Origin of the sequence: Halomonas sp. PGE1 (assembly GCF_013000985.1) — a bacterium.
GTDB lineage: Bacteria > Pseudomonadota > Gammaproteobacteria > Pseudomonadales > Halomonadaceae > Halomonas > Halomonas alkalicola.
Genome location: NZ_CP053032.1, coordinates 2997095 through 3022041, shown reverse-complemented (window position 1 = coordinate 3022041; position 24947 = coordinate 2997095). Strand labels below are relative to the sequence as shown.

Annotated in this window: 20 protein-coding genes and 2 pseudogenes; 13 read left to right on the top strand and 9 right to left on the bottom strand. The window is 66.1% G+C overall.

Features of this window, described 5'->3' with window-relative positions; translation table 11 throughout:
* The first annotated feature begins 113 nt into the window (after window positions 1-113).
* A complete protein-coding gene (locus HIR79_RS14275) occupies window positions 114-542 on the top strand; it encodes a GNAT family N-acetyltransferase (RefSeq protein ID WP_169958848.1) in 429 nt (142 codons plus the stop codon).
* 22 nt (window positions 543-564) lie between these two features.
* On the opposite strand, the gene msrQ is transcribed toward HIR79_RS14275, so the two are convergent.
* From msrQ to cysP, 6 genes and pseudogenes are all read right to left on the bottom strand, one after another.
* Complete coding sequence (gene msrQ, locus HIR79_RS14270) at window positions 565-1185, bottom strand: protein-methionine-sulfoxide reductase heme-binding subunit MsrQ (RefSeq protein ID WP_169958847.1); 621 nt, start codon at window positions 1183-1185, stop codon at window positions 565-567.
* A pseudogene (gene msrP / locus HIR79_RS14265) lies at window positions 1185-2204 on the bottom strand (protein-methionine-sulfoxide reductase catalytic subunit MsrP). Before msrP ends, msrQ begins: the two are co-directional and overlap by 1 nt.
* Before the next feature lie 206 nt (window positions 2205-2410).
* Window positions 2411-3520, bottom strand: coding sequence for a sulfate/molybdate ABC transporter ATP-binding protein (locus HIR79_RS14260; protein ID WP_119021599.1), 1110 nt, complete (start codon window positions 3518-3520; stop codon window positions 2411-2413).
* A complete protein-coding gene (cysW, locus tag HIR79_RS14255; RefSeq protein WP_119021598.1) occupies window positions 3517-4344 on the bottom strand; it encodes a sulfate ABC transporter permease subunit CysW in 828 nt (275 codons plus the stop codon). The genes HIR79_RS14260 and cysW overlap by 4 nt, the downstream gene beginning before the upstream one ends.
* Window positions 4344-5207 carry a sulfate ABC transporter permease subunit CysT gene (gene cysT, locus HIR79_RS14250; protein WP_110069380.1) on the bottom strand — a complete coding sequence of 288 codons (864 nt, stop codon included), beginning with the start codon at window positions 5205-5207 and terminating at the stop codon, window positions 4344-4346. The genes cysW and cysT overlap by 1 nt, the downstream gene beginning before the upstream one ends.
* Window positions 5208-5239: 32 nt before the next feature.
* Window positions 5240-6250 carry a thiosulfate ABC transporter substrate-binding protein CysP gene (cysP, locus tag HIR79_RS14245; protein ID WP_169958846.1) on the bottom strand — a complete coding sequence of 337 codons (1011 nt, stop codon included), beginning with the start codon at window positions 6248-6250 and terminating at the stop codon, window positions 5240-5242.
* Between the two features lie 183 nt (window positions 6251-6433).
* Here cysP and rpe point away from each other — a divergent pair, with 183 nt between their 5' ends.
* The 12 genes and pseudogenes from rpe (at window position 6434) to HIR79_RS14190 (ending at window position 21704) form a co-directional block, all read left to right on the top strand.
* Window positions 6434-7135: a ribulose-phosphate 3-epimerase gene (gene rpe / locus HIR79_RS14240; protein WP_169958845.1), complete on the top strand. Its 702-nt coding sequence runs from the start codon at window positions 6434-6436 to the stop codon at window positions 7133-7135.
* Window positions 7136-7139: 4 nt separating this feature from the next.
* A pseudogene (locus HIR79_RS18515) lies at window positions 7140-7379 on the top strand (GIY-YIG nuclease family protein); the annotation flags it as partial.
* A gap of 72 nt (window positions 7380-7451) precedes the next feature.
* Window positions 7452-8327, top strand: coding sequence for a phosphoglycolate phosphatase (gph, locus tag HIR79_RS14235; RefSeq protein WP_249322350.1), 876 nt, complete (start codon window positions 7452-7454; stop codon window positions 8325-8327).
* 272 nt (window positions 8328-8599) lie between these two features.
* Window positions 8600-10096 carry an anthranilate synthase component I gene (trpE, locus tag HIR79_RS14230; protein WP_169959608.1) on the top strand — a complete coding sequence of 499 codons (1497 nt, stop codon included), beginning with the start codon at window positions 8600-8602 and terminating at the stop codon, window positions 10094-10096.
* A gap of 16 nt (window positions 10097-10112) precedes the next feature.
* Complete coding sequence (locus tag HIR79_RS14225; protein WP_169958843.1) at window positions 10113-10697, top strand: anthranilate synthase component II; 585 nt, start codon at window positions 10113-10115, stop codon at window positions 10695-10697.
* Between the two features lie 16 nt (window positions 10698-10713).
* Window positions 10714-11739: an anthranilate phosphoribosyltransferase gene (trpD, locus tag HIR79_RS14220; RefSeq protein ID WP_169959607.1), complete on the top strand. Its 1026-nt coding sequence runs from the start codon at window positions 10714-10716 to the stop codon at window positions 11737-11739.
* Between the two features lie 61 nt (window positions 11740-11800).
* Window positions 11801-12610, top strand: coding sequence for an indole-3-glycerol phosphate synthase TrpC (trpC, locus tag HIR79_RS14215; RefSeq protein WP_169958842.1), 810 nt, complete (start codon window positions 11801-11803; stop codon window positions 12608-12610).
* Window positions 12611-12788: 178 nt separating this feature from the next.
* Entirely contained in the window at window positions 12789-15569 is a 2781-nt protein-coding gene (locus HIR79_RS14210; RefSeq protein ID WP_169958841.1) for a type I restriction-modification system subunit M, read from the top strand.
* Window positions 15566-16813 (top strand): restriction endonuclease subunit S, encoded by a 1248-nt coding sequence (locus HIR79_RS14205; RefSeq protein ID WP_169958840.1) that lies wholly within the window; start codon window positions 15566-15568, stop codon window positions 16811-16813. Before HIR79_RS14210 ends, HIR79_RS14205 begins: the two co-directional genes overlap by 4 nt.
* The gene (locus tag HIR79_RS14200; RefSeq protein ID WP_169958839.1) at window positions 16810-17859 is read left to right on the top strand and encodes a PDDEXK nuclease domain-containing protein; all 1050 of its coding nucleotides are present in this window, start codon (window positions 16810-16812) and stop codon (window positions 17857-17859) included. Before HIR79_RS14205 ends, HIR79_RS14200 begins: the two co-directional genes overlap by 4 nt.
* A gap of 21 nt (window positions 17860-17880) precedes the next feature.
* The gene (locus HIR79_RS14195; RefSeq protein WP_169958838.1) at window positions 17881-20997 is read left to right on the top strand and encodes a type I restriction endonuclease subunit R; all 3117 of its coding nucleotides are present in this window, start codon (window positions 17881-17883) and stop codon (window positions 20995-20997) included.
* The gene (locus HIR79_RS14190; protein WP_169958837.1) at window positions 20994-21704 is read left to right on the top strand and encodes a M48 family metallopeptidase; all 711 of its coding nucleotides are present in this window, start codon (window positions 20994-20996) and stop codon (window positions 21702-21704) included. Before HIR79_RS14195 ends, HIR79_RS14190 begins: the two co-directional genes overlap by 4 nt.
* 180 nt (window positions 21705-21884) lie before the next feature.
* Here the strand turns inward: HIR79_RS14190 and HIR79_RS14185 are convergent, their stop codons facing one another.
* The 3 genes from HIR79_RS14185 to HIR79_RS14175 form a co-directional block, all read right to left on the bottom strand.
* Window positions 21885-22457, bottom strand: coding sequence for a metal-independent carbonic anhydrase family protein (locus tag HIR79_RS14185; RefSeq protein WP_211620816.1), 573 nt, complete (start codon window positions 22455-22457; stop codon window positions 21885-21887).
* 137 nt (window positions 22458-22594) lie between these two features.
* A complete protein-coding gene (locus tag HIR79_RS14180; protein WP_169958835.1) occupies window positions 22595-23317 on the bottom strand; it encodes a response regulator transcription factor in 723 nt (240 codons plus the stop codon).
* Window positions 23298-24929: a sensor histidine kinase gene (locus HIR79_RS14175; protein WP_169958834.1), complete on the bottom strand. Its 1632-nt coding sequence runs from the start codon at window positions 24927-24929 to the stop codon at window positions 23298-23300. Before HIR79_RS14175 ends, HIR79_RS14180 begins: the two co-directional genes overlap by 20 nt.
* Window positions 24930-24947 lie beyond the last annotated feature (18 nt).

Genomic DNA, 24947 nt, shown 5'->3' with positions numbered 1-24947 from the left:
CGGTGAATCGGGACAGGCCGACAGTATAGCGGGGCGCCCCCCGATGCTGGAATTCCTCTCCCCGGGGGCCGGGGTCAACGTTACACTGGAGGAAAGGCTTCCGGAGGCACGCCATGCTTCGTCACGCTCGCCCTGACGAGATCCCGCAACTGGCCGATATCTGGCTCAGGGCCTCGCTGCGCGCCCACGATTTCATCCCGGCGGCGTTCTGGGAGTCGTGCCGTGACCCCATGGTCGAGGAACATCTGCCCGGCGCCGAGGAGCTGCTGGTGCTGGAGGTGGAGGGGCGGGTGATCGGCTTTGCCGCCCTCAACGGCGAGCGCCTCGAGGCGCTCTTCATCGACCCCGAGGTGCAGAGCTACGGCCACGGCTCGCGGCTGATGGCCCATGCCATGGCCCATCATTCCCGGCTGACGCTGTGCGTCTTCTCGCGCAACGTGCGGGCGGTCTCCTTCTATCGCCGCCTGGGCTTCCAGGTGGTCGAGGAGCGTATCGAGCCGCTCACCGGCGAGCCCGAGACCCTGATGGCCTGGCAGCGCTGAGAGATAGCCTGGCCGACCGCGTTCAGGCGCGGCTGACCGCCCGGCGCACCCTGGGCAGGGCGCGGGCGACCGGGGGCAGGCGAGTCGCCATGATCAGCGCCGCGGCGACGGCATACATCACCCACTCCCTCAGATCGGCACGCACGACCCAGAAGAAGTGCAGCAGGACCAGGCCGAGAATGGGGTAGGCGAGCCGGTGCAGCGGCTTCCAGCGCTTCCCCAGGCGGCGCATGGCCCAGTGGCTGGAGGTGGCGCCCAGCGCCATGAGGCCCAGCAGCGCCAGCATGCCGACGATGATGTAGGGGCGCTTGACCAGCTCGCTGCCGAGCAGCGCCCAGTCGAGCCCGAGAATGAACAGCGCATAGCTGAGCACGTGGAGGCAGGCGTAGGCGAGGGTCCAGAGCCCGAGCTGCCTGCGGATCAGGGTGAACCCCTTCCAGCGGGTGAGCCGGGTCAGCGGCGTGAGGCTCAGGGTGAGCAGCAGCATCCAGAGCGCGCCAATGCCGGTATTGAGCAGCAGGAAGCGCCCCGGTTCGGGGCCGGCGGCGTGGGTGGCCACCTGCCACGTCCAGATTCCCAGCGGCGCCAGCGCCGCCAGGAAGACCCCGCCGCGCCATAGCCACCACCCATGCCTGGTCGTCATCAGTAGTGGGTCCTCAGGTCCAGCCCGGCATAGAGGCTCGCCACCTCGTCGGCATAGCCGTTGAACAGCTGAGTCTTGATGATGTTGGGCCGGAAGAGGGTGTTGGGCAGCCGACGCTCGGTGGCCTGGCTCCAGCGGGGGTGGTCCACGTCGGGGTTCACGTTGGCGTAGAAGCCGTACTCGTCGGGGGCGATCTGCTGCCAGGTGTTCATCGGCTGCTCCTCGACCAGCGAGATGCGCACGATCGACTTGATGCTCTTGAAGCCGTACTTCTAGGGCACCACCAGCCGCAGGGGGGCGCCGTTCTGGTTGGGCAGCTCGCGACCGTACATGCCCATGGCCAGCAGCGTCAGCGGGTGCATGGCCTCATCCAGGCGCAGCCCCTCGACGTAGGGCCAGTCGATCGCCGAGAAGACGGAGCGCTGCCCCGGCATCTGCTCGGGGTCCACCAGGGTCTCGAAGCGCACGTAGTGCGCCCGGCTGGTGGGGTCGGCGCGCCTGATCACCTCGGCCAGCGGAATGCCCAGCCAGGGAATGACCATCGACCATCCCTCCACGCAGCGCAGGCGATAGATGCGCTCCTCGAACTGCGAGGGGCGGGCGATCTCCTCCAGATCCATGCGCCCGCCGTTGTTCACCTCGCCGTCGATCACCACGCTCCAGGGGGCGGTCTGCAGCCGGTGGGCCAGGCGGGCGGGGTCGGACTTGTCGGGACCGAACTCGTAGAAGTTGTTGTAGGTGCTGGCATCCCGGAAGGGGGTGAGGCGGTCCTGTTCCGGGTCGTCGGGCGTGACGACGCCGAGCCGGGCTTCGCGCAGCTTGTCGGCCAGCCATTCGGGCGCGTCGTCGCCGATTGTCTCGACGTTGCCGTCGGCGCTGGCAAGCCCGGGGCCGAGCAGGGCAAGGCCGGCGCCGAGTCCCGCCATGCCGCCCATGAAGCGTCGGCGTGAGAGGTAGACAGACTCCGGCGTCACCGCCGACTCGCGTAGCTCACCTGGCTTGACCGTCTTGATCAGCATGCAGCACCTCTCTCCTCTGTGGCCAGGACGACAGCGTCGCAGCCGGGAGCGTGCAGGCGCTGCATCGCGGCAGGTGACGGATCGTCTCGGGTATCGGTCACAAGGCCGTGACGGGCGGGGGGCCGCCAGGCCCGGGAGGCGGCGCCTGGGGCGCCGCTAACCCTAAGAGAGACCTGGGGAGAGATGGAAGGTTCTGTGCGAAGGCCTCAGGCGGCGCTGGCCAGGGGGCTCAGCGCCCGGGCTCGGGTGGCGTCGGGAAATCGGTGCCAGCGCCTCGGGATGGCATAGAGCCGCTGGCCGCGGGCCAGGTCGAGTCGCTCGTAGTCGGCATGACGTACGGTGGCAAGCCACGGCTCGCCGAGCCAGTCTGCGGCCAGCTCCACGCGCACCTCGGCCCCCACCGGGGAGATGGCGGTGACCGTGACCGGAAGTCTGGCCTCGGGTGTCGGCGACGACGCCAGTTGCACCTCGTGGGGGCGCAGCAGCAGCTCCTCGGGGCCGTCGGGCAGCGACACCGAGAGGCGTGCTTCGCCGCAGGTGAGCACCCCGTCGCGCACCTCGCCCTCCAGGTGGTTCACGTCGCCCAGGAACTCGAAGACGAAGCGGTTGGCCGGTGCCTTGTACACCGCGTCCGGAGTGTCGATCTGCTCGATGCGCCCGTTGCTCATCACCGCGACGCGGTCGGAGAGCTCCAGGGCCTCCTCCTGGTCGTGGGTCACGAAGATGCTGGTGAAGCCCAGCTCGTCGTGCAGGTGGCGCAGCCAGCGGCGCAGGTCCTGGCGCACCTTGGCGTCCAGCGCCCCGAAGGGCTCGTCGAGCAGCAGCACGTCGGGGCGCAGGGCCAGCGCCCGGGCCAGGGAGACCCGCTGCTGCTGGCCACCGGAGAGCTGGGCCGGATAGCGGTGGGCCAGCTGTTCGAGCTGCACCATCTCCAGCAGGCGGTGAACCCGGGCGCGGATCTCGCCCGCGGTGGGGCGGTTCCTGCGCGGCATCACCGTGAGGCCGAAGGCGACGTTGTCGAACACCGTCATGTGGCGAAACAGCGCGTAGTGCTGGAAGACGAAGCCGATGCGCCGGTCGCGCACGTGCACCTGGGTGACGTCGCGGTCGCCAAAGAGGATACGGGCGCCGCTGTCCCGGTCGGCGTGTTCGAGACCGGCGATGATGCGCAGCAGGGTGGTCTTGCCCGAGCCCGAGGGGCCGAGCAGGCCGATCAGCTCGCCGTCATGGATGTCGAGGTTCACCGGCTCCAGCGCCTGGGTGCGCTGGCGGCCGCTGCCGAAGTGCTTGCCGATGTTCTGCAGACGAATGCTCATGCGAGGGCCTCCTGGCGCGCGGCGCGCCATTCCAGCGTGGCCTTGGCGGCCAGGGTGAGCAGGGCGATCAGCGCCAGCAGCGAGGCGCTGGCGAAGGCGCCGACCGTGTTGTAGTCCTGATAGAGCTGCTCCAGGTGGAGCGGCAGGGTCATGGTCTGGCCGCGGATGGCCCCGGAGACCACCGAGACGGCGCCGAACTCGCCCACCGCCCGGGCGTTGGTGAGGATCACCCCGTAGAGCAGCGCCCAGCGGATATTGGGCAGGGTGACCCGGCGAAAGATCGTCCAGCCCGGCGCGCCGAGGGTCACGGCGGCCTCCTCCTCGCGAGAGCCCTGGGCCTGCATCAGCGGGATCAGCTCGCGGGCCACGAAGGGGCAGGTGACGAAGATGGTCACCATCAGAATGCCCGGCCAGGCGAACATCAGCTGGATGTCGTGGCCGTCGAGCCAGCCGCCCAGCCAGCCGTTGCGCCCGTAGAGCAGCAGGTAGACCAGGCCCGCCACCACCGGCGAGACCGCGAAGGGGATATCGATCAGGGTCTGCAGCAGGCGTCGCCCCGGGAAGCTGAAGCGGGTCACCAGCCAGGCCAGGGCCACGCCGAACACCAGGCAGACCGGAATGGTCAGCAGCGTGATGAACAGCGTCAGGCCGATGGCGCGCAGGGTGTAGTGGTTGCTGACGTTGGCCCAGAACACGCCCACGCCCTGGGCGAAGGCCTGGGCGAAGATCGCCACCAGCGGCAGCAGCAGGAAGAGCGCGGCCAGCAGCAGGGCCGCGGCGACCAGGGTGCGGCGCACCGCCGGGGCATCACCGATCCGTTGCATCAGCCGCGTCCTCCATGCAGGCGCTTGATGAAGCGCCCCTGCCAGATGTTGATGGCCAGCAGCAGCGCCAGCGACACGAAGAGCACCACCGAGGCGATGGCCGAGGCGCCGGCGTAGTCGTACTCCTGAAGGCGCACGAAGATCATCAGCGCGGTGATCTCGGTCTCGTAGGGCATGTTGCCGGCGATGAAGATGATGGCGCCGAACTCGCCCAGCGAGCGCACGAAGGCCAGCCCCGTGCCGGTGACCAGCGCCGGCCACAGGTGAGGCAGGATCACCCGCCGAAACGCCGTGGCGTCACTGGCGCCCAGCGTCAGCGCCGCCTCGTCCACTTCATGGGGCAGGTCCTCCAGCACCGGCTGCACGGTACGCACCACGAAGGGGATGCTGGTGAAGGCCATGGCGAGCGCGATGCCCACCCAGGTGTAGGCCACCTGCAGCCCCAGCGGCTCGAGCAGTCGGCCCATCCAGCCGTTGCTCGAGTAGAGGGTGGCCAGGGTGATGCCGGCCACCGCCGTGGGCAGGGCGAAGGGGAGGTCCATCAGGGCGTCGAGCAGGCGCTTGCCGGGAAACTCGTAGCGCACCAGCACCCAGGCCAGCAGCAGGCCGAAGGCGGCGTTCACCAGCGCCGCCACGAAGGCGGCGCCGATGGTGACCGTGTAGCTGGCCACCACCCGGCCGTCGCTGATGATCGCCCAGTACTCGGCGAGGCTCAGTCCGGCCAGCTGACCGAACAGGCCGGTCATCGGCAGCAGCAGCACCAGCGACACGAACAGCAGGCTCACGCCCAGCGACAGGCCGAACCCCGGCAGCACCCGCTTGGGGGCGCGGCCGATGGCGAAGGGAAGGGCGCGGGTGCTCATGGGCGTGGTTCGTCTCCGAAGGCGCGGGTGGCTCAGCGGCGCTGCAGCTGGTCGAGCAGGGCGCCGCCGGCGAAGTGCTCTTCCATGGCCTGATCCCAGCTGCCGAAGATCTCCTCGACGCGCAGAAGCTCGGTCTCCGGGAACTGGTCGGCGAACTCCTCGACCACCGCCTCGTGATGCACGCGGTAGTTGAAGCCGGCCAGGGTGCGCTGGGCCTCCTCGCCGTAGAGGTACTCCACGTAGGCCTGGGCCAGGTCGAGGTTGCCGTTGCGCTCGGCGTTGGGGCCTACCACGGCCACCGGGAACTCGGCCAGGATGCTCACCGGCGGCACGATCACTTCATAGTCGTCCTCGCCGTACTCGCCGCGGATGTTGTTGACCTCGGACTCGAAGCTGATCAGCACGTCGCCCAGGCCCCGCTCGATGAAGCTGGTGGTGGCGCCGCGGCCGCCGGTGTCGAACACCGCCACGTTGCGCAGGAAGGTGCGCATGAAGTCGTGGATCTGTTCCTCGTCGCCGTCGAAGTGCTGGTCGGCGAAGCCCCAGGCGGCCAGGTAGGTGTAGCGGCCGTTGCCGGAGGTCTTGGGGTTGGGGAAGACCATGCGGACATCCTCGCGCACCAGGTCATCCCAGCTCTCGATGCCCTTGGGGTTGTCCTTGCGCACCAGGAAGGCGGTGGTGGAGTAGTAGGGCGAGGCGTTATTGGGCAGCGCCTCCTGCCACGCCTCGTCCACCAGGCCGCCGTCGGCCAGGGCCTGGACGTCGGTGACCTGGTTGTAGGTCACCACGTCGGCGCGCAGCCCCTGCAGGATGGCGCGGGCCTGGGCGGAGGAGCCGCCGTGGGACTGGCTGACCGCCACCGTCTCGCCCTGGGTCTCCTGCCAGTGGGCCACGAAGTCGGGGTTGATGGCCGAGAAGAGCTCGCGGGCGATGTCGTAGGAGGAGTTGAGCAGCTCGCGCTCTGCCGCCGCGGCCGGGCCGGCGAGGCCTACGCCGAGGGCGATGGCAAGCAGCGAGCGCTGAAAGAGGGGGCGCAGGGTCATGGAAGGCACTCCGGAACTGGGTGAGATTGCCGGAAGGGTAAATCTCGACAATGGTAATTACAATGGTTTTTTTTATTCGATTAAAGAATATATCCCTGCGGGGAGCGTATCGCCCCTGCGCTGCCGGGCCGCCTGAGCCTCTGGTAGAATATGCCCTCTCGCAAGCGACCCCTGGACACCGTCATGACCGATGCGCCCCGCGACTTCCTGATCGCCCCCTCGATCCTCTCCGCCAATTTCGCCCGCCTGGGTGAGGAGGTGGATGACGTGCTGGTCTCCGGCGCGGATATCGTCCACTTCGACGTGATGGACAACCACTATGTGCCCAACCTGACCATCGGGCCCATGGTCTGCGAGGCGCTCCGCAAGCACGGTGTCACCGCGCCCATCGACGTGCATCTGATGGTGCGCCCGGTGGATCGGCTGATCGGCGACTTCATCGACGCCGGCGCCAGCATCATCACCTTCCACCCCGAGGCCTCGGACCACATCGACCGCTCGCTGCAGCTGATCCGCGACGGCGGCTGCCAGGCGGGCCTGGTGTTCAATCCGGCCACGCCGCTCTCCTATCTCGACTACGTGATGGACAAGGTGGACATGGTGCTGCTGATGAGCGTCAACCCCGGCTTCGGCGGCCAGGCCTTCATCCCCGGCACCCTGGACAAGCTGCGCGAGGCGCGGAGCCGCATCGACGCCTCCGGCCGCGATATTCGCCTCGAGATCGACGGTGGGGTGAAGGTGGAGAACATTGCCGAGATCGCCCGGGCCGGCGCCGACACCTTCGTGGCGGGCTCGGCGGTGTTCAAGGCCAGAAACGAGGCCGACCCGCACCGCTACGACTCCGTGCTGCGCGACTTCCGAGAGCAGCTGGCCGGCGCGCGCTGAGGCCGTGAGCGAGCAGCCCCCCGCCGCCGAGGCGCCGGTCTGGCACCTCTACCTGCTGGAGACGGCGGGCGGGGCGCTCTATACCGGCATCACCACCGACGTCGACCGGCGCCTGGCGGAGCATGCCGCCGGCCGCGGCGCCAAGGCACTGCGCGGCCGCGGCCCCCTGACCCTGCGTCACCGCGAGCCGGTGGGCAGCCACGGCGAGGCGCTGCGCCTCGAGGCCGAGATCAAGCGGCTCTCGGCGACCCGCAAGCGCGCCTGGCTGGCGGCACGCCAGCCAGTGCAGGACGATCAGCAACGCAGAGGAGCAAGCATGCACCCCATTCTCGACGGCATCGAGCTGGTGGCCTTCGACCTGGACGGCACCCTGATCGACTCGGTGCCCGATCTGGCGCTGGCCGTGGACGCGGCCCTGGCAGACCTCGGCCTGCCCGCCGCCGGCGAGGCGAGGGTGCGCGACTGGGTCGGCAACGGCTCGCTAGTGTTGATGGAGCGCGCGCTGCGGTTCGCAACGTCTGCCAGCGAGGCGCCGGGGACTGATCGTAGAGGGGGTCCTATGCCAGGGGTGAGGAGCACTGCTCCGAACGGGCTGGCCATGGATGGCCAGCACCGGACCTGCGAGCGAAGCGGGACGCGAGAGCGAAGCAGGGCATCGGTAGCGCCCAGGGAGGGGTTCACAGCGCCCCCTCGTAGATCAGTCGCCGGGAAAGCCTCGCTTGCCACTGCTGCTGAGGTCGACAAGCCCCTTCTGGAGCGCGCCCATGCGGCATTCCTTACGCACTACGGTCGTGACCCCGGCGCCCATACTCGGCTCTACCCCGGCGTGCGCGAGTGCCTGGATGCCCTGCGTGAGCGCGGCCTGCCGCTGGCGCTGGTGACCAACAAGCCCTATGCCTTTATTGCCCCGCTGCTGGAGGGGCTGGCGCTTGCCGAGCACTTCGCCCTCTGCCTGGGTGGCGACAGCCTGCCCGAGAAGAAGCCTCATCCGGCGCCGCTGCTGCACGTGGCCAGCCACTTCGGCCTGGCCCCTCGGGCCTGCCTGATGGTGGGGGACTCCCGTCACGATATCGCCGCCGGTCAGGCCGCCGGCTTTCGTACCCTGGCGGTGCCCTACGGCTACAACCACGGCGAGCCGGTGCGCGAGAGCGGCCCGGATGGCGTGGTTGAATCGCTGGTGGAACTCGTTTAACGTGAATTCGGCTAATGCTATAAGCGCGGCCTAATCAATATGTTATTGCTATAAGAAGCGGAAGCCTCTCGATGAACAGCCGCACCCTGTCGGACACCTGCCCTGCCTTCGGTGGCTCCCCGGCCGCCGAGCCCCGCCTGCGCCGCTCGCCGCTCCGCGGCGGCTGGCGATGGTGACGCTCCTTCCATGTTGAGCCGCGGCGCTGGCTACCTTCAGGTCGCGCCGCCCTGCGCCCCATCGCCAACCCGTTACACCGAGGATTCCCGGGCATGATGACTCCCGAACGCTTCCGCGAGCTGGCCGACGCCGGCTACAACCGTATTCCGGTCACCCGCGAGGTGCTGGCCGATCTCGACACCCCGCTCTCCACCTATCTCAAGCTGGCCAATGCCCCCTGGTCCTTCCTGCTGGAGTCCGTGCAGGGCGGCGAGAAGTGGGGGCGCTACTCCATCATCGGCTTGCCCAGCCGCGAGCGCATCGAGGTGCGCGGTTTTACCGTCAGCCACATCGTCGACGGCGAGCAGCAGGGCGTGGCCGAGGTGGAGGACCCGCTGGCGTGGATCGAGCAGTTCCAGGCCCGCTTCAGGGTGCCGCGCCTCGACGACCAGCCGCGCTTCGATGGCGGCCTGGTGGGCTACTTCGGTTACGACACCATCCGCTACATCGAGCCGCGGCTGCGCAGCGCGGCGGCCGCGGCCAAGCCCGATCCGCTGGGCGTGCCGGACATCCTGCTGATGGTCTGCGACGAGCTGGTGGTGTTCGACAACCTCTCCGGACGCCTGGCGCTCTGGACCCACGCCGACCCCGCCGAGCCCGAGGCCTACGGCCGCGCTGTGCAGCGCCTGGAGGAGCTGGAGATCCGCCTGCGCAGCGCCACCCTCAACACCATCAGCCCCGGCTCCGGCGGCGCCGCGGTGGAGGAGGGCGACTTCACCTCCGGCTTCACCGAGGCGGGCTTCAAGGCCGCGGTGGAGACCATCAAGGAGTACGTGCTGGCCGGCGACGTCATGCAGTGCGTGCCCTCCCAGCGCATGTCGATTCCCTATCGCGCCGCGCCGCTGGACCTCTATCGGGCCCTGCGCAGCCTCAATCCCTCGCCCTACATGTTCTTCCTCGACCTGGGCGACCACCAGGTGGCCGGCTCCTCACCGGAGATCCTGACCCGCCTGGAGGAGGGCGAGGTGACGGTGCGACCCATCGCCGGGACCCGCAAGCGCGGCCGCAGCGAGGAGGAGGACCAGGCGCTGGAGGCGGAGCTGCTGGCCGATCCCAAGGAGCGCGCCGAGCACCTGATGCTGATCGATCTCGGCCGCAACGATGTGGGGCGCATCAGCGAGACCGGCTCGGTGAAGGTCACCGAGGAGATGGTGGTGGAGCGCTACTCCCACGTCATGCATATCGTCTCCAACGTCACCGGCAGGCTGAAGCCGGGGCTGACCGCCATGGACGCCCTGCGCGCCACCTTCCCGGCGGGCACCGTCTCCGGCGCCCCCAAGATCCGGGCGCTGGAGATCATCGACGAGCTGGAGCCGGTCAAGCGCGGCATCTACTCCGGGGCGGTGGGCTATCTCTCCTGGCACGGCAACATGGACACCGCCATCGCCATCCGCACCGCGGTGATCAAGGATGGCCAGCTGCATGTCCAGGCGGGTGCCGGCATCGTCGCCGACTCCGTGCCCGAGATGGAGTGGCAGGAGACCCTCAACAAGGGGCGCGCCCTGTTCCGCGCCGTGGCCATGGCCGAGCGCGGCCTGGACAACCTCGAATAAGGCGCCGGAGAGACCCATGAAAGTCTGCATGATCGACAATTACGACAGCTTCACCTTTAACGTGGTGCAGTACCTGGGGGAACTGGGCGCCGAGGTTGCGACCCACCGCAACGACGCCATCACCCTCGAGCAGATCGAGGCGATGGCGCCGAGCCACCTGGTGATCTCGCCGGGGCCCTGCACCCCCAACGAGGCGGGCATCTCCCTGGCGGCCATCCGTCACTTTGCCGGACGGCTGCCGATCCTGGGCATCTGCCTGGGCCACCAGGCCATCGGCCAGGTCTACGGCGGCCAGGTGGTGCGCGCCCCCCAGGTGATGCACGGCAAGACCTCGCGGATCCGCCACTCGGGCCTGGGGGTGTTCGAGGGCCTCGAGGACCCGCTGGAGGTGACCCGCTACCACTCCCTGGTGGTGGATCGCGCCTCGCTGCCCGAGTGCCTGGAGATCACCGCCTGTACCGACGACGGTGACGTCACCCCCGGGTTGATCATGGGCCTTCGTCACCGCGAGCTCGACGTGGAGGGGGTGCAGTTCCACCCCGAGTCGATCCTCACCCGCCAGGGGCATGAGCTGCTGGCCAACTTTCTCAAACGCCGCTGAGCCGGGGAGAGCCATGATGCAGATGCGAGACGCCCTCGGCGCCCTGATGCGCCGCGAGAACCTCAACTTCGCCGAGACCCACGAGGTGATGCGCCAGATCATGACCGGGGAGGCCAGCGATCCACAGATCGCCGCCTTCCTGATGGGCATGGCCATGAAGGGCGAGACCGCCGAGGAGATCAGCGCCGCGGCCCAGGTGATGCGCGAGCTGATGAAGCCGGTGCGGCTGCCGGTCGCGCTCGAGAACGTGGTGGACATCGTCGGCACCGGCGGCGATGGCGCCAACCTCTTCAACGTCTCCACCGCGGCCAGCTTCGTGGTGGCTGCCGCCGGCGGCCACGTGGCCAAGCACGGCAACCGCGGAGTCTCCTCCTCGTCGGGAAGCGCCGATCTCTTCGCCGTGGCCGGCATCCACCTGGACCTCGACGCCGATCAGGTGGCGCGCTGCATCGAGGAGGTGGGCGTGGGCTTCATGTTCGCCCCCAACCACCACCCGGCGATGCGCTACGCCGTGGGCCCGCGCCGCGAGATGGGCGTGCGCACCCTGTTCAATATCCTGGGGCCGCTGACCAACCCCGCCGGCGCCCCCAACCAGGTGCTGGGGGTCTATGCCCCGGAGCTGGTGCCGCTGATGGCCGAGGTGCTGCGCCGCCTGGGCAGCCGCCATGTGCTGGTGGTGCATGCGCAAGATGGCCTCGACGAGATCTCTCTGGCTGCGCCCACCCGGGTGGCCGAGCTGAAGGAGGGCAAGATCACCGAGTACTTGATCACCCCCGAGGAGCTCGGCATCCCGTGTCAGTCCCTGGACCCGCTGCGGGTGCAGTCCGCCGAGGACAGCCTGCGGCTGGTGGAGCAGGCGCTGGTGGGGGACGGCCCGGCAGCTGATATCGTCGCCCTCAACGCCGGTGCGGCGCTCTACGCCTCGGGCATCGCCGACAGCCTCAAGGAGGGCGTGGCCCTGGCCCAGGACGCCCAGGCCTCCAGGCTGCCCCTGGAGAAGCTCAGGGAGCTGGCCAACTTCACCCGCGTCTTCCTGCAGTGAGCGCGCCCCGTTCTCTCGGCGCACCCCCTGTCTCAGCGCACTGTCTACAAGGAGTCACATCATGAGCGCATCCCCGGGGGCGACCCCCACCATCCTGACCCGCATCCTGGCGCGCAAGGACGAGGAGGTGGCCGAGCGCTCCCGCGCCGTCCCCGAGGCCGAGCTGCTGCGCCTGGCCGCCGAGCAGAGCGCACCGCGCGGCTTCGTGGCGGCCATGCAGCGCATGATCGCCGCCGGCGACCCGGCGGTGATCGCCGAGGTCAAGAAGGCCTCCCCCTCCAGGGGGGTGATCCGCGAGGACTTCCACCCCGCCGAGATCGCCGCGAGCTACGCCAAGGGGGGAGCCGCCTGCCTCTCGGTGCTCACCGATGCCGACTTCTTCCAGGGCCACGAGGACTACCTGATCGAGGCCCGTGACGCCTGCGAGCTTCCGGTGATCCGCAAGGACTTCATCACTCACGGCTACCAAGTGAGCGAGGCCCGGGCCATCGGCGCCGACTGCATCCTCCTGATCGTCGCCGCCCTGGAGGACGCCCAGATGGCGGACCTCAATCGCCAGGCCATCGAGCTCGGCATGGACGTGCTGGTGGAGGTGCACGACCTCCGTGAACTCGAGCGCGCGCTCAGGCTGGATCTCTCCCTGGTGGGCATCAACAACCGCGACCTGCACACCTTCGACACCACCCTGGACACCACCCTGGAGCTGCTGCCGCGCATCCCGAAGGAGGTGACCGTGGTGACCGAGTCCGGCATCCACACCCGCGGCGACGTGCTGCGCATGCGCGAGCACGACGTCAACGCCTTCCTGGTGGGCGAGGCCTTCATGCGCGAGGCCGATCCCGGCGAGGCGCTGCGCCGGCTGTTCTTCTGAGGCCGACCGGCTGGCTCCGCGCTCCAAGAGCGGCTAAGAGTGGGAGGCTGGTTCTGCCGGCGGGCAACGATTCGACGAAGGGAGGCCGCAGGCCTCCCTATAGCTATTCAGCAGGGTCCTTTGCAGTACCTAATACTCTGTACGGGGACTTTGCTGACGGGAAACAAAGCGACTCATCATGGCGATCAAGAAATCCGAACTCTACTCCTCGCTCTGGGCCAGCTGTGACGAGCTGCGCGGCGGCATGGACGCGTCGCAGTACAAGGACTATGTCCTGTTTATGCTGTTCATCAAGTACATCTCGGACAAGTACGCCGATTCCGACGACTTCGCGCCGCCGGTAATCATCCCCGAGGGCGCCAGCTTCCCAGACATGGTCAAGCTCAAGGGCAAGAGCGACATCGGCGACAGGATCAACACCCAGATCATCCAGCCCCTGATCGACGCCAACCAGCGCCTGGCGCGTAGCGACTTCCCGGACTTCAATGATCCCAACAAGCTCGGCGAAGGCAAGGCGATGGTGGATCGCCTCACTAACCTGATCAGCATCTTCCAGAAGCCGGAGCTCGACTTCGCCAAGAATCGCGCCGAGCACGACGATATTCTCGGCGACGCCTACGAATACCTGATGCGCCACTTCGCCCAGGAAAGCGGCAAGAGCAAGGGACAGTTCTACACCCCCTCCGAGGTCAGCCGGATCATGGCGCAGGTCATCGGCATCTCGCCGGAGTCGGCGGTGGCGGCCACCACGGCCTATGACCCCACCTGCGGATCGGGCTCGCTGCTGCTCAAGGTTGCCGCCGAGGCCGGCACGCACATCACCCTGGAAGGGCAGGAGAAGGACGTCACCACCGCCGGTCTGGCGCGCATGAACATGATCCTGCATGACTTCCCCACCGCCAATGTGGTGCAGGGCAATACCCTGGCCAACCCCAAGTTCAAGGAGCAGGGCGGGGGCCGCGAGCAGCTGCGCACCTACGACTACGTGGTGGCCAACCCGCCCTTCTCGGACAAGAGCTGGAGCGCCGGCCTGACGCCGGAGAACGATCCCTGGGAGCGCTTCGGCTGGGGCACGCCGCCCGCCAAGCAGGGTGACTACGCTTACCTGCTGCATATCCTTCGCTCCATGAAGAGCACCGGCAAGGGCGCGGTGATCCTGCCCCACGGCGTGCTGTTCCGGGGCAACGCCGAGGCAGGCATTCGGCGGCGGCTGGTGCGCTCGGGGTATCTGAAGGGCATCATCGGTCTGCCGGCCAATCTCTTCTACGGTACCGGCATTCCCGCCTGCATCCTGCTGCTGGACAAGGAGAACGCCCAGGCGCGCAAGGGGATCTTCATGATCGATGCCGCCCGGGGCTTCATCAAGGACGGCAACAAGAACCGGCTGCGCGAGCAGGACATCCACCGCATCGTCGATACCTTCAAGAAGCAGGTCGACGTGCCACGTTTCGCCCGCATGGTGCCCTTCGACGAGATCGCCTCGCCCAGGAACGACTTCAACCTCAACCTGCCGCGCTACATCGATGCCAGCGAGCCGGAAGATCGCCATGACCTCCATGCCCATATGAACGGCGGGATTCCCGTGCGCGATATCGACGGCGATCGTGCCGCCATCCCGCCGGTGCCAGGCCTGGCGGCCTACTGGGCCGTCTTCCCCGGCCTGCGGGCATCGCTATTTCGACCTACCCCGCACGCCGGCTACGTCGATCTCGCCGTAGCCCCCCAGTCGCTGAGAACCGCCATCCTCGAGCACACCGAGTTCGCCACCTTCCGTGAGCGGACTTTTGCCCTGTTCGACGACTGGCGCACGCGGAACCGGCCGGTGCTCAAGGACTTTGGTATCGATGACCAGCCTAAGGCCCTGATCACCCGCGTGGGCGAGGACCTGTTGAACACCTTCCGCGCCGCTCCCGTGCTCGACCCCTACGATGTCTACCAGCACCTAATGGACTACTGGTACGCGATCCTGCAAGACGACGCCTACGAGATTGCTGCCGATGGCTGGGTGGCGGAGACGCGCCGCGTGCTGGAAGAGGTCAAGAGCGGCAAGAAGAAGGGCGAAATGAAGGACAAGGGCTGGACCTGCGACCTGATTCCCAAGCCCTATATCGTGGCCCGCTACTTTGCCGCTGAGCAGGCCGAGCTGGATACCCTGCGCGGCGAGCTGGACAGCGTGGGCACCGGCCTGGCAGAGCTCACCGAGGAGCATGGCGGCGAAGAGGGCCCGCTCAAGGATGTCGCGTCGAAGAGCGATGCCCAGGACGCCTTCGCCCAGGCACTGGTGGAGGTCTGGCATGAAGAAGACCCTGAGGCCTGCGGCCGCTACCGTGCCATGACGAGTCAGGCCGAGGAGCATGCCGCTGAGCTGCGCGCCCTCGCTGACGGTGGCTACCTCTCCGTGTTGAAGAACCCCAAGGGCAAGCTGACCCAGAAGGCGATCAAGGGCCGGCTCGACGCCACCACCGATGTGGAGGAGCACAAGGCGCTACAACGCTATCTCGGCCTGGAGAAACGGTTGAAGGCCACCGACAGGGAGGCCGCAGGCCTGCTTGCCGAGGCCGAGGTGCACTACCGTGAGCGCCTGCAGCAGGAGCCGCTGCCTGAGGCATTGACCGACCTGCATGCCACTGCCCGCTACCTGGAGCTCAGCGATCGGCAAACGGCCCTCAAGGCAGAGGTCAAGGAGGCGGACGCCGCCCTCGACCTGCTCGCCTACGAGAAGTACCCACAACTCGACGAGGAAGAGATCAAGACCCTGGTGGTTGACGACAAGTGGCTCGCCGCCCTGCAGGTCACCGTCCAGGAGGAGTTGGAGCGCGTCTCCCAGACACTCACCTCGCGCGTCCGCGAGTTGGCCGATCGCTACGCCACGCCTCTGCCGCAGATGAGCCGGCAGGTCGAAGAGCTCTCTGCCCGGGTGGATGAGCATCTCAAGTCGATGGGAGTAGCATGGGCATGACGGACGAGGCGATGGAGGTGCGCGACGCCTCGGCGGGGTATGCGCTGCAGGCGGATAGACCGATGGTGCCCGAGGGCTACAGGGACACGGAGATCGGAATTATTCCCGAAGACTGGGAGGTGTCAGCAGTTCGTCAGAAAGGTGAGGTCCTCGCAGGGAAGGCATTGGCCGTTAATGCGCCAGGCGAACAGCGCCCTTACCTCAGAACAAAGAATGTCCTTGATGGGCGAATTGACACCGCCGATGTGCTCAAGATGCCGATGACGGATGAGCAGTTTAGACAATTCCAAATTAGAAATGGCGATGTCCTGCTTAACGAGGGCCAGAGTCTTGGGCTTGTTGGGCGTTGTGCGATTTATAAGGATGAATATCCTGAGCCCTGTGCCATTCAGAATGCGCTGTTGCGCTTCAGGGCTCGATCAGGTATTTGTGAAAATTTTGCTGCGTATCTGTTTCGGCACTGCCAGCAGACTGGGATCTTCTCACGGATTTCGCTCCAAACCACTTCGGTGGCTCATCTTGGTTCAACTCGGTTCGGGCGCTTGCGCCTTGCTTGGCCCACTGAAGTAGAGCAGCGTGCTATCGCCACCGCCTTGAGTGATGCAGATGAGTTGTTGGAGACGCTGGATCGCTTGATAGCCAAGAAGCGCGATATCAAGCAGGCCACCATGCAGCAGCTCCTTACAGGTGAGACGCGGCTGCCGGGGTTTGTGGGGGAATGGGAGGAGAAGGAGTTTGATGAGGTTCTTGAGCGAATCAATGGGAAGAGACATCAAGTTCAAGCGTCTGACTATCAATCGATCGGTATCTACCCCGTCATTGATCAAGGGAAGGAGGCAGTAGTGGGCTTCTCTGATGCTTCAGATCGCCTATTCGAATGTCCATATGGTGGGGTGATAATTTTCGGTGATCATACTTGCATCGTTAAGTTCGTGAATTATGATTTTATCATTGGTGCCGATGGGACTCAGGTTGTAAAGGCTAAAAAGGGGCAGATAACTCGTTTTTACGCGTACTGCCTGCAATATAGTGGGGTGGAGCAGACCGGTTACAATCGGCACTTCAAGCACCTCCGAGACAAGCGGTTTGTGGTGCCTAGTGGCGAGGAGCAGATTGCCATCGCTTCTGCTCTATCCGCCCTTGATAACGAAATAGAAGCCCTCGAAAAACGCCGTGCCAAGACCGTTGCCCTTAAACAGGCCATGATGCAGGAACTGCTGACCGGAAGGACACGGCTGATATGAGCGACAGGGCCGTCACCGATCCGGCGCTGGTCGCCGAGCTTCGCCAGCTTATCGACGCCGCCCGCCAGCGTGCGGCGGTGGCGGTCAATGCCGAGCTGACCCTGCTCTACTGGCAGATCGGGCGCCGTATCCACCGGGAGGTCCTGGCGGGCAAGCGGGCCGGTTATGGCGAAGAGATTGTCTCCGCGCTGGGGAGACAGTTGACCCATGAGTACGGCAGGGGCTTTTCGACCAAGAACCTGCGCCACATGATTCGCTTCGCCGAGGTGTTCCCTGAGGAGAACATTGTCTCGACGCTGTCGAGACAATTGTCCTGGAGCCATTTCCTGGAGGTGATCTACCTGAAGGAGCCCCTGGCTCGGGAGTTCTATGTTCGGTTGTGTCAGGAGGAAGGCTGGAGCGTGCGCAGGTTGCGGGAGCGTAAGGAGACCCTGCTCTTCGAACGCACCGCGATCTCCCGCAAGCCCGAAGAGACCATCCGCCATGAGCTACAACGCCTGGATGACACCGGGCAACCTTCGCCGCAGCTGCTGCTCAAGGACCCCTACCTGCTCGACTTCCTCGGCCTCAACGACCGATACCTCGAGCGCGACCTGGAAGACGCCATCCTGCGCGAGATCGAGCATTTCCTGCTGGAGCTAGGCGCGGGCTTCACCTTCGTGGCAAGGCAGAGGCGCATCCAGATCGATGACGAGGATTTCTACATCGACCTGCTCTTCTACAATCGCAAGCTCCGGCGGCTGGTGGCCATCGACCTCAAGCTCGGGCGCTTCAAGGCCGAGTACAAGGGGCAGATGGAGCTCTACCTGCGCTGGCTGGCGCGCCACGAGCAGGAGGCAGGGGAGAATCCGCCGCTGGGCATCATCCTGTGTGCCGGCAAGCAGCACGAGCAGATTGAGCTGCTGGAACTGGACAAGAGCGGCATCCATGTTGCCGAATACCTGACAGTGTTGCCTTCCAGAGAGGCCCTGCAGGCCAAGCTGCATCAATCCATCGCCGCCGCCAGGGCGCGGCTGCAGGGAGGCCAGGACGAGCCGACCGACTGAGCCACGCAAGGAGCCCGCCAGATGTTGAATGCCACACGCCCGGAGCGCCTGACCCAGAACCGCGTGATCCACCTGCTGACCAGGCCTGAAGGGGAGAACGGCCTGGACTACCGCTGGCTCGGCAACTGGAGCCGCCGGGAGGGCAATCGCGCCATCGAGCCCGAGCTGCTGCGCGACAACCTGAGCGAACGCGGCTACTCCGAGGCGCATATTGCCGCCGCCCTGCATAAGCTGCAGGCGGCAGCCGATGTCACCGGAGTGACGCTCTACCAGGCGAATCTGCGCACCTACAACCTGCTGCGCTACCCCGTGAAGGTGCTCCTCTCGCCGGGGAAGCCGCACGAGGATGTGCATCTGGTCGATTGGGAGCACCAGGAGAATAACGACTTCGCACTGGCCGAGGAAGTGACCCTCAAGGGTGGGCATGATCGCCGCCCCGATCTGGTGATCTACCTCAACGGCATCGCCGTGGCGGTGATCGAGCTCAAGCGTAGCTCCGTGGAGGTGGCCGACGGGGTGCGCCAGCTCATCACCAACCAGGAGCCGATCTTCAACGAGGGCTTCTTCACCACCGTGCAGCTGTTGCTGGCCGGCAGCGATGCCCAGGGGCTGCGCTACGGCACCACCGGTACGCCGGAGCAGTTCTTCGTGCAGTGGAAGGATGAGGAGGGCAGCCGCGCGGCGTCGCCCGGGGTATTGCTGGACAGACCGCTGGTGCAGATGTGCGGTAAGCAACGCCTGCTGGACCTGATCCGCAACTTCGTGCTCTTCGATGCAGGGCAGAAGAAGGTGCCCCGGCCCCATCAGTACTTCGGCGTCAAGGCGGCCCAGCAGCGCATTGCCCAGCGCGAAGGCGGGGTAATCTGGCACACCCAGGGCAGCGGCAAGAGCATCCTGATGGTGCTGCTGGCCAAGTGGATCATGGAGCACGATCCGGCGGCACGCATCCTGGTGGTGACCGACCGCGACGAGCTGGACACACAGATCGTCGGCGTGATGCGCAATGCCGGAGTGGTGGGCGAGGAAGCCCCCTCGCCGCGTATCACCTCACGGGCACAGTTCATGGAGAAGCTGGGGGCGACTACGCCGAGACTGCTCTGTGCCCTGGTGCACAAGTTCGACCCGGGCGACCTCAAGGGCGATCCGCCACCGGTGCACGGGCGTTTCTATGTTTTCGTCGATGAGTGCCACCGCACCCAGGGTGGTGCCATGAACCGTCAGATGAAGCGCTGGCTCGCCGATGCGATCTTTATCGGCTTCACCGGTACCCCACTGTTGCGCAAGGACAAGCAGACCACCCGCGAGGTCTTCGGCACTTATATCCACACCTACAAGTTTCCTGAAGCGGTGGCCGACGGCGTGGTGCTGGACCTTAAGTACGAGGCACGCGACGTGCCCCAGCGTCTGACCTCCCGCCAGGCCATCGACAAGTGGTTCGAGCAGAAGACACGGAACCTCAACAACTACCAGAAGGCAGTGCTGCGAAAGCGCTGGGCCACGCTGGAGGAGCTGATGAGCGCCGGCGAGCGCAAGCAGCGCATCGTTGCGGACATCATCGAGGACTTCGGCCTCAAGCCACGCCTGAACAACGATCGTGGCACTGCCATTCTGGTGGCCGCCTCGATCTATGATGCCTGCCACTACTTCCGGCTGTTTCAGAACACCCCATTCGGTCGTTACTGCGGGATCATCACCTCGTTCGAGCCCAACCACAACGCCATCTCCCGAGAGCCCTCCAGCAGCGATGAACGCTACAAGTTCGACACCTATACGCAGCATGTGTTGAAGGATGGACAGAGTACTAGCCAGTACGAGGCCGAGGTGAAGCGCCGCTTCATCGAGGAGCCGGCCAACACCAAGCTCTTGATCGTGGTGAGCAAGCTGCTGACCGGCTTCGATGCCCCTTCGTGCAGCTACATCTACTTGGACAACAAGCTGCGCGATCACAACCTGTTCCAGGCAATCTGCCGGACTAATCGCCTGGACGGCGACGACAAGGATTACGGTCATATCGTCGACTTCAAGCAGCTCTTCGGCGATGTGCAGCAAGTGATCGCGGTCTACAGCTCCGACGAGCTGGACCTGGACGACGGCGGATCATCCGAGAACAACATCGAGTTGAAGGAATGGCGCAAGGAGGGCCGCAGGAAGCTCGATACGGCTCGCGAGGCGCTCAAGTACCTCTGTGAGCCGGTGCCGCCGCCTCGTGATATCGAGCACTACCTGCACTACTTTTGCGGTGGTGCCGGTACACCGGAGGCGCTGAACGACACCGAAGTGCTGCGGATCTCCTTCTACAAGGCGGTGGCCAGCTTCGTGCGGGCCTATTCCGCCATCGTCCAAGAGCTGGATGCCATCGGCTACACGACGAGCGAGATCGCCACCCTGCAGGACGAGGTCGCCTTCTTCAGCGAGGTGCGTGCCGCCATCAAGTGCCATTCCGGCGAGGAGCTGGATATCAAGCCCTTCGAGGCGGACATGCGCCACCTCATCAACACCTATATCCAGGCGGACCCGGCGAGCAAACTGGGCTCGGTGGATAATTACTCCCTTGTGGATCTAATCGTCGAGACTGGCATCCATGATGCCATCGCCAGGAAGCTCAATCAGAAGGGAAAACTGTCGAAGAACGGAGTCGCCGAAGGCATCATCAATAACGTGCGCAAGACCATCATCCGTGACCAGCTCACCGATCCACGTTTCTACGAACAGCTATCCAAGCTGCTGGACGATCTGATCGCGGATTGGCGAAGTGATACGGCTTCCTATCAGCAGTTCCTGGCGCGCGCCGAAACACTGGTCAAGCAGATGGCACAGGGCCAGCGTGGTGAAGCGCTGCCCCCGGAATTGGACAATCGCCCCGAGGCACAGGTGATCTATCACAATCTCCCGGATATTCTGGCCGCGTCGCGCTCGGTAGGCGAGGTGCAGGAGCCTGCCCCCGACGCTGATGAGCAGCGCCTGCGACTCTCGCTGGCCATTGACCGGGCGATGCGCGAGCAGGCGCCGGCTGGCTGGCGGGGCGACGATGCGCGCGAAAGGCAGGTGCTCAATGCCCTGTATCCTATCCTAGGACGAAATCGACAGGCCACCGAGGCTATGTTCGACCTGATCAAGAATCAGGTGGGCTACCCGTGACTGAAACGATCACGCTAGGGGATGTTGCTATTGAAGTGACGCGCAAGAATGTCCGCAACGTGCATCTTTCCGTGCATCCGCCGGACGGGCGGGTCACCTTGGTAGCACCGCGTGCGACCCGCCTGGAAGTGGCGCGTGCCTATGCGATTGCTAAGCTCGGCTGGATACGCGACCAACAAGCGAAGCTCCATGCCCAAGCGCGAGAGGCGCCACGCCGTTTCGTCGAGCGGGAGAGTCACTATCTCTGGGGGCGACGCTACCTGCTGAATGTTGAAGAGAGGGAGTCCCGTCCCGGTGTCCGCATCGATCACAAGCGCATCACCCTCAGTGTGCGACCAGGAAGCGATCGGGAAAAGCGCGCCGAGGTGATGCACGAGTGGCACAAGCGGTTGCTGCATGACGCCGTTCCCCCGCTGATCGAAAGGTGGGAACCTCGCCTGGGCGTGCGTGTGTCGGCTTATCATCTGCAACGTATGAAGACGAAGTGGGGAAGCTGCAATCCATCGAAGGGTAATATTCGACTGAACACGGAACTGGTTAAAAAGCCGAAGGACCTGCTCGAATATATCGTTGTGCATGAAATGCTGCACTTGGTCGAGGCTAATCATAATGAGCGCTTCATTGCGCTACTGGATGAGTGTTTTCCCGGTTGGCGGGAGGCGCGTGATGAGCTAAACAGTTTGCCGTTGTCCGCCGAGAACTGGTAGATATCCTTCCTATTTAAGCTCCTCGGGTGTAAAGCTATCGGTAGAAAAGGCATGTCACCTGGCACGGCTCAAGCACCAGACAGATCAAGGCCGGCGGGAATACCGCCGGCCTTCTTTCATATGTCAACATTCTGGCCGCCCCGACGGGCGCGTTTCGCGCTCGCCGGGGCGCCTTGCCGTTTACTCGTCCCCGGTGAAGGGAAGCGATGAGTGGTGCAGCACGATGCGCAGGTCGCCGTCGTCGTCCAGATGGTAGCCCCAGCTCTTGTCCACCACGGTGGTGTTGCCGTCGGCATCCAGGATCGAGACGTTGCCCATGGTCAGCGCCATGTCGCCGCTGATGAAGATGGCGGCGTTGTCGATGGTGACCTCCTGCCAGCCCTTCAGGGCGAAGCCGCTGTCCGCGCTGTACTCGTCGCTGTGGCCGACGAAGTAGGCCAGGGCGCCCTCGGGGGTGGTGCGGAAGGTCTGGGGCGCTTCGGCCAGGGTCGGCTTGAAGAGCACCGCGCCCATGTCGTGGCCGTAGGCGCCGGCGATGATCTCCTCGGCCAAGGCGCGGGCGGCGTCGATGCCTTCTTCCTCGTAGGTCTGGGAGATGGCGACCAGCGCCTCGCCCCAGGCCTGCTGGGCCTCCAGCACCTGCTCCTCGGTGATGTCGCCGCCCATGTGGGTCACTTCGGTGGCGCTGGCCAGGCCGGCGGCGCCGAGGCCCATACCCAGAGCGGTGGCGGTAATCAGTGTCTTGAGCTTCATCATATCTCTCCTTGAAAAGCCGGGAAGTGTCAGAGCGTCTTGTTCTGATGCAGGTCCAGACTAACGCGAATCACCGTTCAGATAAGGGGGTGCCGGGGTGAAGATTCATGGCCGGTAAGATGAACGGAAGGTGAACGTCACCGGTGAGCCTCGGGAGGGGCCTCCAGCCGATAGCCGAAGCCCCGCTGGGTGGTGATCAGCGAGCCCCCCGGGTGGCCGTCGTCCAGCTTGCGGCGCAGGCGCCGGATGTAGACGTTGACGACGTTGGTGAGAGGATCCTCGCTGCTGCCCCAGACGCTGGCAAGGATGCGCTCGCGGCTGAACAGCTTGCCGGGCGAGGCCATCAGCAGTTCGAGAATGGCCAGCTCCTTGGGCGTCAGCTCGATGGCGCGGCCGGCACGGGTCACGCGGCGCTGGTCGCGGTCCAGCTCCAGCTCGCCGACCCGCAGCCGCCGCTGCGGCTCCGCCATGCCGGGGCGGGCGTGGCGCCGAGCGAGGGCGCCGAGCCTGGCCAGCAGCTCTTCGAAGGCGAAGGGCTTGATCAAGTAGTCGTCGGCGCCGGCGTCCAGCCCCGAGACGCGGTCCTCGACGCTGTCCAGCGCGGTGAGCATCAGCACCGGGCAGTCGACCCCGGCGGTGCGCAGGCTGCGGCACACCTCGAGCCCGCCGATATCCGGCAGCAGGCGGTCCAGTATCACCACCGGCAGCGGCGAGGACGCCGGCTGGCGTGCCGTTTGTACCAGATGCACCAGCGCCGGCTGCCCTTCGCTGAAGCTCTCCACCCGATGGCCCTCCGCCGTCAGGCCGCGCTGCAGGAAGTCCCGAATGCGGGGGTCGTCTTCAACGATCACGATGTGCATCGCTCGGCTCCGTGTGGTCATTGGCAATGTGGTCAGTGGCAGTGTGGTCAGTGGCAGCGTGAACGGGCAGGCGCAGCAGCGCCTGGCAGCCCCCCTCGGGCAGGTTGTCGAGCTGCAGCTGGCCGCCATGCAGCCGCATCAGCAGCATGGCGATGGCGAGCCCCACCCCCTGGCCGTCCGGGCGGTGGCGGCGCGCCTCCGGGCTGCGGTAGCCGCGCTCGAAGATGCGGGCGGCCTCCCGGTCGGGCAGCCCGATGCCCCGGTCGCGAATGCGCAGCTCCCAGACGGCGGTGCCCTGGTGCTCGACCAGGCTGGCCTCGACGTCGACCTGGCCGGCGGGGTGCGAGTACTGCACGGCGTTGTCGAGCAGGATGCCGAACACCTGCTTCAGGCGCTGAGCGTCGCCCAGCAGGAGGGCGCTTTCCAGGTGGGCCACCCGGATGCGGATACCGCGCAGACGCCCGAGGGTGGAGGCCTGGCTGATGGCATCGCGCAGGGGGGACAGAGGGTCAAGCGGGCGGTGCTGCACCTGCCACTCGGCGATATCGCTGCGTGCCATGGTCAAGAGGTCGCTGATGACGCCGCTGAGGTGAGCGGCATCGTCGGCGATGCGCTGCAGCGCCTGGCGATACTCCGCTTCGCTGCGGGGCTGGCCGCGCAGGGTGATTTCCGCCTCGCCGCGGATGGAGGTGGCGGGCGTACGCAGCTCGTGGCTGATGTCCTCCAGCAGCTGCTGGCGCTGCTTCGAGAGCTGGTTGAGCCTGGCCAGCGCCTGCTCCAGCTCGCGGGTGCGGGTGTCGACCAGGTCTTCCAGGTGGCGCTGGCGGTCGCGCTCGGTGCGGCGATGCTGATCCAGTTCGCTGGCCATCTGATTGATATGTGCGGCGATGCGCCCGAATTCGTCCTGCAGGCTGTCGTCGAGGCGGTGGCTCAGCTCGCCGCGCTGCAGGGCCTGGGCGCCGCGCAGCAGCTCGCCGATCGGGCGGCGCAGGGCGCGGGCAAAGTGCCAGAAGACCCAGAGGATGATCAGGCTGAGTGCCAGAGTGGTCAGTGCGGCCATCAGCATCAGCTGGTGCAGCGAGCGGTCGGCCTCGCTGCGCTGCTTGGCCAGCAGGGTGCGCTCGCGGGCCAGGGTGTCGGCCATGGTCAGGCGCAGGTCGCGGCCTTCGAACTGGTTGAGGTCATCCAGCGTGGCATCGCGCGGGCCGCCGGGGGCCTGGCTCTCCAGCCGCTGCAGAAAGTCGTCGAACAGGTCGAGCGCCTGCTGACGCTCCGTGATCAGGCTGGCGGGCTGCTCCAGCTCGGTCGGTGCGCCCGTGGCCAGAGTCCGGGTGAGCTGCTGCAGGCGTGCCAGATGGGAGCGCATCTCCTGGAGCAGAGCATCGCGCTGCTCCGGGTCGGCGTCGGCTTCGTACTGGGCCCGCGAGAGCCAGGTCTGCAGCCGGTGCTTGCTGTCGGAGAGCGCCAGAAAGCCGGCGTGCAGATCGCTCGAGACGCGCCCGAGCGCCACCTTCTGGCGGGCGCCGTCGATGGCCCAGATGGCAACGCCCCCCTGAATCACCGCCAGCAGGGTTAACGCGAGCAGAGCGACTCCGAGGCGGCGTTCGAACATGGCGGTCTCCAGCGGGGG